The sequence below is a fragment of the Candidatus Pseudomonas auctus genome (genome assembly GCF_048654275.1).
In the GTDB taxonomy this organism is placed as follows: Bacteria; Pseudomonadota; Gammaproteobacteria; order Pseudomonadales; family Pseudomonadaceae; genus Aquipseudomonas; species Aquipseudomonas pharyngis.
Genome location: NZ_JBJYZK010000007.1, coordinates 1 through 8,862, shown reverse-complemented (window position 1 = coordinate 8,862; position 8,862 = coordinate 1). Strand labels below are relative to the sequence as shown.

General features: G+C 61.4%; 11 protein-coding genes. 4 read left to right on the top strand and 7 right to left on the bottom strand.

Annotated features, from left to right (window positions below; genetic code table 11):
* Positions 1 to 207 precede the first annotated feature (207 nt).
* Positions 208 to 1,167 (top strand): nucleoside-specific channel-forming protein Tsx, encoded by a 960-nt coding sequence (locus ACKUG4_RS14620; RefSeq protein ID WP_445434264.1) that lies wholly within the window; start codon positions 208 to 210, stop codon positions 1,165 to 1,167.
* A gap of 140 nt (positions 1,168 to 1,307) precedes the next feature.
* Here ACKUG4_RS14620 and ACKUG4_RS14615 read toward each other — a convergent pair whose 3' ends face one another.
* The 3 genes from ACKUG4_RS14615 to ACKUG4_RS14605 form a co-directional block, all read right to left on the bottom strand.
* A complete protein-coding gene (locus ACKUG4_RS14615) occupies positions 1,308 to 2,264 on the bottom strand; it encodes a quinone oxidoreductase family protein (RefSeq protein WP_445434263.1) in 957 nt (318 codons plus the stop codon).
* A 31-nt stretch (positions 2,265 to 2,295) separates the two neighbouring features.
* A complete protein-coding gene (locus ACKUG4_RS14610) occupies positions 2,296 to 2,469 on the bottom strand; it encodes a DUF1427 family protein (protein ID WP_080770641.1) in 174 nt (57 codons plus the stop codon).
* Between the two features lie 87 nt (positions 2,470 to 2,556).
* Positions 2,557 to 3,345 (bottom strand): AraC family transcriptional regulator, encoded by a 789-nt coding sequence (locus ACKUG4_RS14605; protein WP_445434262.1) that lies wholly within the window; start codon positions 3,343 to 3,345, stop codon positions 2,557 to 2,559.
* 137 nt (positions 3,346 to 3,482) lie between these two features.
* Here ACKUG4_RS14605 and ACKUG4_RS14600 point away from each other — a divergent pair, with 137 nt between their 5' ends.
* Both ACKUG4_RS14600 and ACKUG4_RS14595 read left to right on the top strand, forming a co-directional pair.
* Complete coding sequence (locus ACKUG4_RS14600; RefSeq protein ID WP_064597962.1) at positions 3,483 to 3,710, top strand: DUF6555 family protein; 228 nt, start codon at positions 3,483 to 3,485, stop codon at positions 3,708 to 3,710.
* A gap of 38 nt (positions 3,711 to 3,748) precedes the next feature.
* Positions 3,749 to 4,021, top strand: coding sequence for a hypothetical protein (locus ACKUG4_RS14595; protein ID WP_085667477.1), 273 nt, complete (start codon positions 3,749 to 3,751; stop codon positions 4,019 to 4,021).
* A gap of 24 nt (positions 4,022 to 4,045) precedes the next feature.
* On the opposite strand, the gene ACKUG4_RS14590 is transcribed toward ACKUG4_RS14595, so the two are convergent.
* From ACKUG4_RS14590 to ACKUG4_RS14580, 3 genes are all read right to left on the bottom strand, one after another.
* Positions 4,046 to 4,213, bottom strand: a complete 168-nt coding sequence (locus tag ACKUG4_RS14590) for a metallothionein (RefSeq protein ID WP_074689145.1) — start codon at positions 4,211 to 4,213, stop codon at positions 4,046 to 4,048.
* 486 nt (positions 4,214 to 4,699) lie between these two features.
* Positions 4,700 to 5,155 (bottom strand): DMT family transporter, encoded by a 456-nt coding sequence (locus ACKUG4_RS14585; protein WP_039770319.1) that lies wholly within the window; start codon positions 5,153 to 5,155, stop codon positions 4,700 to 4,702.
* Between the two features lie 4 nt (positions 5,156 to 5,159).
* Positions 5,160 to 5,648 carry a DMT family transporter gene (locus tag ACKUG4_RS14580; RefSeq protein ID WP_064597969.1) on the bottom strand — a complete coding sequence of 163 codons (489 nt, stop codon included), beginning with the start codon at positions 5,646 to 5,648 and terminating at the stop codon, positions 5,160 to 5,162.
* A gap of 111 nt (positions 5,649 to 5,759) precedes the next feature.
* Between ACKUG4_RS14580 and ACKUG4_RS14575 the strand changes: the two genes are divergently transcribed.
* A complete protein-coding gene (locus ACKUG4_RS14575; RefSeq protein ID WP_445434261.1) occupies positions 5,760 to 6,695 on the top strand; it encodes a LysR family transcriptional regulator in 936 nt (311 codons plus the stop codon).
* A 237-nt stretch (positions 6,696 to 6,932) separates the two neighbouring features.
* Here ACKUG4_RS14575 and ctpM read toward each other — a convergent pair whose 3' ends face one another.
* Positions 6,933 to 8,615 (bottom strand): methyl-accepting chemotaxis protein CtpM, encoded by a 1,683-nt coding sequence (ctpM, locus tag ACKUG4_RS28270; protein WP_085648190.1) that lies wholly within the window; start codon positions 8,613 to 8,615, stop codon positions 6,933 to 6,935.
* Positions 8,616 to 8,862: the final 247 nt, after the last annotated feature.

The window sequence follows — 8,862 nt, the reverse complement described above, 5'->3', positions numbered from 1 at the left end:
CTGAGCAAGGGCTTGAGGATGATTTGAGGCGCTTTTGAGGGGAGTTGACCGAGTCGCCAGGTAATCCCACCAATCAATCGAATTTTCAGCCACTTGAGAAACTGGTACGGCTTATGCAAACGTTTGCGAGTCGCTGTTGACCGCCTTTTCGTTACAAAACCGTACAGGCCCATGATTCCGGGTCTTGATCCGCAAAAAGGACTTTGAATGCACGCTTCTTCCTGCAACCGCCTTCGCGGTGCGCGCACTTTTGCTGTTTCCCTGCTACTGGCCGGCGTTACCGGAGTTCTCAGCCACACCGCACTGGCGCAACCGGTCTTGCCCGATGAATCCGCCCAGGGTGAAGCCCTCAGCCCTGAAGCCAGTCCGCCAAAAAAAGGCGCGTACCTGTCGGACTGGTACAACCAGGATCTGATGCTGATCGGCAGCAAGGACATCAGCTTTGGCCCGCAACCGGCCGACGACATCTACCTGGAATATGAATACTTCGGGCGCAAGGGCCCGTTCGAGCTGTATGGCTACATCGACATTCCGAAGATCTTCAATATCGGCAACAGCCACGACAAAGGCGTGTGGGACCATGGCTCGCCGGTGTTCATGGAGCACGAACCGCGCATCTCCATCGACTACCTCGCTGGCCGCAGCCTGGCCATCGGGCCGTTCAAGGAATGGTACGTGGCGTTCGACTGGATCTACGATCACGGCAGCCGCAAAGAGAACCGCGCCAACACGCTGTACAGCGGCTTGGGCACCGACATCGACACCCATTCAAGGGTCAATCTGTCGGCCAACCTGTACGGGCGCTACCAGTGGGAAAACTACGGCGCCAGCAACGAATATTCGTGGGACGGCTACCGCGCGCAGCTCAAGTACATCGTGCCGATCGACACATTCAGCAACGGTGCCTCGCTGACCTACATCGGCTTCACCAACTTCGATTTTGGCTCGGACCTGCACAAGGACAATCCGGCGCGCACCGCCAATGCCACGGTGGCGACCAACGTCTTGCTGTACTCGTTCACCCACCTGCGCTTCACCCTGGTCGGCCGTTATTTCCACAACGGCGGCAACTGGGAGGACGGCAGCGAGCTGAATTTTGGCGACGGTAATTTCCGTGCGCGTTCCAATGGCTGGGGGTATTACGCGGGGGTCGGGTATCAGTTCTGATGCGATTGCAAACCCGCCAAAAAAAATGTGGGAGCTAGCCTGCTAGCGATGGCGTCAGCACAGTCAATATTTTCGTCGACTGCACCAGCGCTTTCGCTAGCAGGCTAGCTCCCACAGGGTTTGTCACTATTTCTGCAGACTCAAGGAATCAGGATGACCTTGTCGCCACTGCCCTGATCCACATCGGCATACCGCGCCAGCCCTTCGGCCAGCGGCGCTTCGACAAGCCCTTGCGGCAGTGGCAGCAGGTCTTCGTCGAAGAACCGGCCGAACTGTTCCAGCATCGCCGCGCAGGCTTCAACGCCATACAGCAACGAGTTGATGCCGACCACCGAACCGCCCTTGCGATACAGCGCCAGCGCCGGCAGCTGCACATGCCCATCGACTGGCGCGGCGATGATCGCGATCCGGCCGAAGGTAGCCAATGCCGCCACCGATGCCGGCAGCCAGAAACCGGTGGTGTCGAAGATCACGTCGGCGCCGCCGCGATACACCGCGTTGACCTGCGCACCCAGATCCTCGGGTTTATCCAGCTGGATCGTCTGAAAACCCTGCGCCTGCAAATCCTTGACCTGCTCCGGCCGCCGCGCCGCCGCCAGCAACTGCGCGCCGCGCACCTTGGCCAGCGCCAGTGCCGCCGTCGCCACCGCCCCGCCGCCAATCACCAGCAAACGGGTTTCGGCACTGACCAGGCTGCGCTCCAACGCATCCCACGCCGTGGTGTAAGGCACCCCAAGGCTGGCGGCCTGGGTGAAACTCAAATGCGAAGGTTTGTGCGCCACGCCATTGGCCGGCAGTTTGACGAACTGTGCATGGGAGCCATCGGCGAAAAAGCCCAGCTCACGCCCGGTGCCCCAGACCTCCTGACCGATCAACGCCTGCGGACCTTCGACCACGACACCGGCAAAGTCCCGACCGGGAATACGCGGCAGCGTGGTGTACGGGAAACGCCCGAGCACGTTCTTCACGTCGCTGGGATTGAGACCAGCAGCCTTGATCTGCACCAGCACCTCGTCAGTGCCCGGCACCGGCGTCGGCACCTCGACGAAGCGCAGGGACGACAGGTCGCCGGTTTTATCGAATTGCAGTGCTTTCATGGAAATCTCCACCGAAGGGAAAAGACAGAATTCAGGACAGCCAGCCACTGACCAGTTGCCGGCCCATCGGCCACAACTGCTCGCCCGCCAGCATGCCCAGCAGGCCTACCAGCGCGATGGTCGGCGGCGCCGGAGAACGGACATCCAGCGCGCCATACAGCAGGCCGACACCCAGACCGACGGCCAGTGAAATCAGGTAATTCATGGGATCACTCCGCCACAAAAGGAATGGGCAAAGTCTAGGGAAAGGCGGCGACCGGCATCGGCCAAGGACTTCTGAATTTCTGCCAAATCAGTCGGCGAGCGGCCCGCCATCGAATTGCGAAGGGGCGACACCCAGTTCCCGGCGGAACATGTCGCTGAAACTGCTCGGCGAATAACCCAGCTCACGGGCAATCGCGCTGACCGGCACGCCCTGGATCAACTCCGCCACCGCCGTCGCCAACTGCACCTGCCGCCGCCACTCGGCGAAGCCCATGCCCAACCCTTCCTTGAACAACCGTGCAAGCGTACGCACGCTGGCCCCGGCGTTTTCGGCATGCTGCTCGAAAGGAATATCCAGCGACGGCGCGGCCATCACCGCCTGACACAGGCTCATCAACCGCCGGTCGGCATCGTCAGGCAGCGGGATCTTCAGCTGTGAACGCCTTGCGCGTTTCAGCTCCAGCAGCGCCAGCCCGACCAGTGCCTCGTAATACCCGGCATCGCCGCTGTCGCCCTGCGCCACCAGCCCGACGATCAACTCACGCAGCAAACCGCCGACCTCGATCACCTGCACCGTCTCATCCAGCGTCGCCGCCAGCGCCGGGCGCAGGTAGATATTGCGCATCTGCAGATCCGACACCACCCGAATCCCATGCGGCACCCCCGGCGGCAACCACACCGCCCGCTGCGGCGGCACCACCAGCGCCTCGTGCGGCGTCTCGACCCACATCACGCCGCTCATCGCGTACAGCAACTGCCCCCAGACATGCTCGTGCGGCTCGATGAACAACCCACGCGGATACGTACGCGCCAGCGGTTGCACCGGCACATCGGTATCACTCAAATCAGGGGGCGCAGCGAGGGCCATGGCGAACATTCATCGGGGTTGGCGAAAGCGCCATGGTAACCAGTCCGACCGGGACCTCGCCATTGATAGATACCGTCGGACAATCCGAGTGAATTTTCCCGGAGCGCAGCGATCCTTCTATTACCACAGGGAGGAAGATGGGCTTTATGAACAACGCAAAACTGTACGTCATCGATTACACCCTTCACGGCACGCCAAAGTCGTTCATTATCCGCTCGGACAAAATGGACAACACCGAGGCGTGGCACTGGGCAAGCTGCGACGCAGGGGTCGGCCGCATCCCGCGTTTCGGCCGGGAGAAAGTGCAAAAGACCAGCAAGCCGATGGCAGAAAAATTCGGCGTGGAAAACGTTACATGGCGACCGGCCAGCTAAGCTTGCGCGCAGGCGGGGACACTTTCGGGGGAACACACATGACAACCATCAACAGCCCGGCACACCTGGACTACGGCCTGGACACCCTGTTCGGTCGCATCACCAAAAGCGTCGACTGCCCGGTTGGCCTGGAACCCGTCGAAAACGACCCCTACCGCTTCGCCCTGCGCGTCCCGGCCCCCTTGCCGGAAGACCTTGAAAAGGCCAAGACCATCGTCGTCAACGTCGGAGGCCGCCGCCTGCATGGCAACGTCCGCCACACCGAACGCCTGGACGACGACAGCCTGAAACTGGAAGTGGAGCCTGATTAGGCTCCACCTTTTCAATACCCGAGATTACTTGGGATGCGCACACTGACACCCCTTACCCGAACACTCCTCACCACTCTTGTGATGATGCGCACAGGCCTCACAGCAATAATGCTTCCCGTGCGCCACATAAGAATGCTCACCCTCCTTGATCGTGCAACGACATCCCGGACAATCGCATTTTCTATCTGCCATGAAACAGACTCCTCTGGTGGTGGTTGTCTGAGGCCGAAAGAACAGCCGTGCTACCAGTGTAGAACGTGAAAACCACCTAACGTCCCAACCCACACCACTCACCACTCACCACTCACCAGTCACCAGTCACCAGTCACAACGATGAGCGTTAGCTCGAGTACCGCTTTTGACGTGCCGGCCCCATCGGCAGGCTGAGTGGAGGGATTTATCCGGGGGTGGGAGCGCAGCGACCGTGCGGCGAAGCCGCATGCATCGAGAGGAGGTGCAGCGAAGCAAACCGTAGGCGATGCCCCCGGATGAATCCCGGAACGAAGGAACCCCGAGCCCCAGCGAGCGGGCCGTACGCCGGGGCCCAGACCTTTGGTTACTTTGGGGCGTTTGCCAAAGTGACTCGCTGTAAGAGCGAAACCGCCAGCGGCCGCACCCGAAGAAACGGATATACACGCAAAACGAACAAGAGCCTGGTCGGCCCAAAGGCCGCCACGCTCAAACAGCCTGACGCACGCTACTGCGATACATGAACACCAGCGCCAGCCCCAAACAAACCATCGCCAAAACCCGACTCGAAGACAACTCAATAGCGGGATTCCCCAACCAGCCAAAATTGTCGATCAACATCCCCATCCCAAGCTGCCCGACAATCACCGCCACCGTCGCCACAGCCGCACCAACGCGCGGCACTGCACCAACCATGACCATCATATAAACCACCCCAAACAGCGCACCGCTAAGCTGCCACTTCGGCACCTCCAGCAAACTCACCGCCTGAGCAGGCTCAAAAAACAAAATCAACAACCCCGTAGAAACAGCGCCGACGACAAACGTCAACAAACTGCTGCGCAACACACCAACGGTTTCACCAAGACGCCCATTGATCGCCGCCTGCACACTCAACACCGCACCGGCCAACACTACGACCGCCAACAAAATAACCAGACTCATCGCATCAACCCCGCGCAATCAAAATCAGTGCCGCCACAATCAACACCAAGGCCAGCCAACGTTCGGCATTGACCTTCTTGCGCGTAGCCCCAAACCACCCGAAATGGTCAATCAACACACTCTTGCCAACCTGCCCCGACAGAATCGCAATCATCGTCATCGCAATCCCGATATGCGGCGTGGCCAGCGTCAGCACCACCACATACATCGGCCCCAGAAACCCGCCGATCAACTGCCAGCGCGGCAGATCCGTCAGCGCCGGCCCCTTCTGCGGCCCCGCAAACAACAACAGCAAAAACAGAATCGCCGACCCAACCCCGAAAATGCTCAAGGTCGCCCACAAATGCCCGACCTGCTCACCCAACGGCCCGAGCAACCCCGCCTCCACCGACAACCCCATGCCGGCCAGGATCACCAGCGGCAACAGCAACAACCGCAAACCGGGCCGGGCGACCGGGGCCGGCGCGGCACTCACTTCATCTAACGACTGCATCTGAAAAACCTCTGAAGGAAACGATGGCGCGGATTATCGGCTGGCGCAGCTGTGCGATAAATGGGAGCATCCGGACAACACTTTTGCGCAATTCGCACAGCAGGACACACAATGCACGGGCTCAACGAACTGGGATTCAAGGCGCTAAGGCTGTTTGTAGCGGTGCTCGACCACGGCAGTTTTTCCGAAGTCGCCCGCCGCGAGGGCGTGGCGCCCTCCTCGATTTCCCGACAGATCCAGTTGATGGAGCAGGCACTGAACCAGCAATTGCTCTACCGCCACACCCGTGCGGTGACGCCAACCGAAGCCGGGCGCATGCTCGGCCACCACGCGCGGCTGGTGCTGGTGCAACTGGAAGAAGCCGAACAGGCCTTGCAGGAACAGCAAAGCGAACCGACCGGCCTGGTGCGGATCAACGCCCCGGTGGTGTTTGGTCAGCGCCATCTGGCGCCATGGCTGGGTCGTTTGTGCGAGCGTTATCCGAAGCTGCAACTGGATATCCAGCAGACCGACCACTACATCGATCCGTTGCAGGAAGGCGCCGACCTGCTGTTTCGCATCGGCCCGTTGCACGACTCAAGCATGCAGGCGCGGATCCTGGCACCGCACCGCTTTCAGGTCGCGGCCAGTCCCGCGTATCTCAAGCGCTTCGGCACGCCACAGCATCCCGAAGACCTCGCCCGCCACCAGTGCCTGGCCTACAAGGGCGCGACGGGCCTGCAGCGCTGGTTCTTCCGGCAGGATCAGGGCGAGTGGACGCCGTATTCAGTCAAGGGCCCGATCACCGGCAACCACGCGGACACGTTGACCCAGGCCGCTGTGCAAGGGCTGGGGCTGGTGATGTTTCCGTCATGGCTGATCGGCGAGGCGGTGCGTGCGGGCACGCTGGTGCCGGTGCTGGAGGATTATCAGGTGTCGAACAGTGTCGAGCCGCAGCAGATTTCGGTGCTGTGGCCGGGGAGCCGGCGGTTGTCGGTGAAGGTGCGGACGGTGATTGATTTCTTTGTTGAGTGTTTTGGCGAAGTCCCCTACTGGGACAGGCCCTGAGCTCGCCAAAGTCAAAAGCCGGCCCTCACCCTAGCCCTCCCGAAACGTCGGACCGCCCGGAGGGAGAGGGGACTGACCGAGTTGTCTTACGCTATACGCCGACCTGAACGACCGAATCGATTATGGATTCAACGTCGATCGTTCACGTCGGCGTACCTCTCCAATATCCCCCAATCGGTCCCCTCTCCCTCCGGGAGAGGGCTAGGGTGAGGGCCCGCTTGAGGATTCACACAAATATCAGATACGGAACTGCCCAACCAACTTGCCCAAACGCTGCCCCAACTCCGCCAGACTCCGCGAAGTCTGCGCCCCCAACTGTGTCTCGTCCGCCACGTTATCCACCGCCACCGCAATCTGATGCACGCTGCGGTTGATCTCTTCGGCCACCGCCGTCTGCTCCTCGGCAGCACTGGCGATCTGCGCGTTCATCGAATTGATCGTCGCAATCAGATCCGCCATCGCATCCAGCGACGCCCCCGCCTGATTGGCCTGGGCCGACGTGCCGTCACCCGCCTCGCTTGAGCGGCGCATGGCCTCGACCGCCGACTGCGTCCCCGCCTGCAAGCGGTCGATCATGCCCTGAATTTCCTGAGTGCTGATCTGCGTGCGCGACGCCAGCGCCCGCACCTCGTCCGCCACCACCGCAAACCCGCGCCCGGCCTCGCCGGCCCGCGCCGCTTCAATCGCAGCGTTGAGCGCCAGCAGGTTGGTCTGCTCAGCAATCGAACGGATCACCCCGAGCACGCCGACAATCGACGACACGTCCTGCTGCAGGCTGTCGAGGGACACGCCGCTGCTGCGGATGTCGTCCACCAGCGCATGAATCTGCTTGATGCTGCCAGCCACCACGCGCTTGGCGGTCTGGCCTTCTTCGTCGGTCTGCTGCGCGGCGACGGCGGCGTTCTGCGCGCTCTTGGCGACTTCCTGGGCAGCGGCGGACATTTCGTTGATCGCCGTGGCGACCTGATCGGTTTCATGGCGCTGACGCTCCATGGCCTGATCGGAGCGCTGGGCCTGATCCGACACTTGCGTCACCAGCCCGGTCAGTTGCGAGGTCATCTCGGTGATCTGCCGCACCAGGCCGTGGATCTTGTCGACGAAACGGTTGAACGAGCCGGCCAGTTCGCCGAGTTCGTCCTGGCTGGTGATGGTCAGGCGCCGGGTCAGGTCGCCCTCGCCCGCCGCGATGTCATCGAGGTTGGCTTTCATCAGGGTCAGCGGTCGCAAAATGGTGTTGGCCAGCAGCATCCCCGCCGCCGCGATCACCAGCAGCACCACCACCGCCACGCCGACGATGCTCAGCACCACGCCCTGCATGCGCTCCTGCACCTTGGCCTCGACCACCGCCACTTGTGCTTCGATGCCATCGAGGTTGACCGACGTCCCCACCGCCATGTCCCACTTCGCCAGGTATTCGGTGTAACCGAGTTTCGGCACCAGCACTTGCGCGTTGCCCGGCAGCGGCGAGCTGTATTGCAGGTAATGGGTGCCGTCCTTCGCGACTTTCACCAGGTCGCGGTTGACGTAGACGCCGTTCGGGTCGCGGTTGTCCTTGAAGCTTTTGCCCACGCCTTCGGGGTCGTTGGCCTTGAACAGGCGCACGGTCTCGGAGTCGTAGCCGAAGAAGTAGCCATCCTTGCCGTACTTGATGCTCGACAGCAGTTTGATCGCTTGCGCCCGCGCATCGGCGTCGCCGGGAGCGGCAGCGTCGTACAACGGTTTGATGGTGGTCATGGCCACGGCGACGTAGCTGGCCAGCGTGGCTTTGGCATCGCCGAGCAGGCGTTCGCGGGTCTGCTGGACTTCATTGCGCGCCTGTTCCTGAAGGATGAACAGCGTGGTCAGGCTGATCACCAGCGCAAAGAGCAGCACCGGAAGGACGGCAAGGGACAGGACTTTAGCCTTGAGACTCAGGCGCATGGGGGCTCACTCTTTTGGTTTTATTGGCGTGGTTAAAGGCTTTAACGGCACGCGAAACCAAAAGTTGAGCCTGGAGACACCTCATGTCCTTGTGGGAGCGGGCTTGCCCCGGGCGGCGATCCGACGATAGCGGTGTTTCAGTCACATAAATATTGAATATGCGGACGCCATCGCGGGCAAGCCCGCTTGTATGTTTAGACTTGAAGGGGTGGGCGGGACTAAAAGCTCGATTCCGACTCTAGCCAGT

Bases quoted from the DNA above. Each gene is read 5' to 3' on its own strand.
- ACKUG4_RS14615 (WP_445434263.1), bottom strand. From the start codon at position 2,264: ATGAAAGCACTGCAATTCGATAAAACCGGCGACCTGTCGTCCCTGCGC.
- ACKUG4_RS14580 (WP_064597969.1), bottom strand. From the start codon at position 5,648: ATGCAGTCGTTAGATGAAGTGAGTGCCGCGCCGGCCCCGGTCGCCCGG.
- ACKUG4_RS14600 (WP_064597962.1), top strand. From the start codon at position 3,483: ATGAACAACGCAAAACTGTACGTCATCGATTACACCCTTCACGGCACG.
- ACKUG4_RS14595 (WP_085667477.1), top strand. From the start codon at position 3,749: ATGACAACCATCAACAGCCCGGCACACCTGGACTACGGCCTGGACACC.
- ACKUG4_RS14610 (WP_080770641.1), bottom strand. From the start codon at position 2,469: ATGAATTACCTGATTTCACTGGCCGTCGGTCTGGGTGTCGGCCTGCTG.
- ctpM (WP_085648190.1), bottom strand. From the start codon at position 8,615: ATGCGCCTGAGTCTCAAGGCTAAAGTCCTGTCCCTTGCCGTCCTTCCG.
- ACKUG4_RS14575 (WP_445434261.1), top strand. From the start codon at position 5,760: ATGCACGGGCTCAACGAACTGGGATTCAAGGCGCTAAGGCTGTTTGTA.
- ACKUG4_RS14590 (WP_074689145.1), bottom strand. From the start codon at position 4,213: ATGGCAGATAGAAAATGCGATTGTCCGGGATGTCGTTGCACGATCAAG.
- ACKUG4_RS14585 (WP_039770319.1), bottom strand. From the start codon at position 5,155: ATGAGTCTGGTTATTTTGTTGGCGGTCGTAGTGTTGGCCGGTGCGGTG.
- ACKUG4_RS14605 (WP_445434262.1), bottom strand. From the start codon at position 3,345: ATGTTCGCCATGGCCCTCGCTGCGCCCCCTGATTTGAGTGATACCGAT.
- ACKUG4_RS14620 (WP_445434264.1), top strand. From the start codon at position 208: ATGCACGCTTCTTCCTGCAACCGCCTTCGCGGTGCGCGCACTTTTGCT.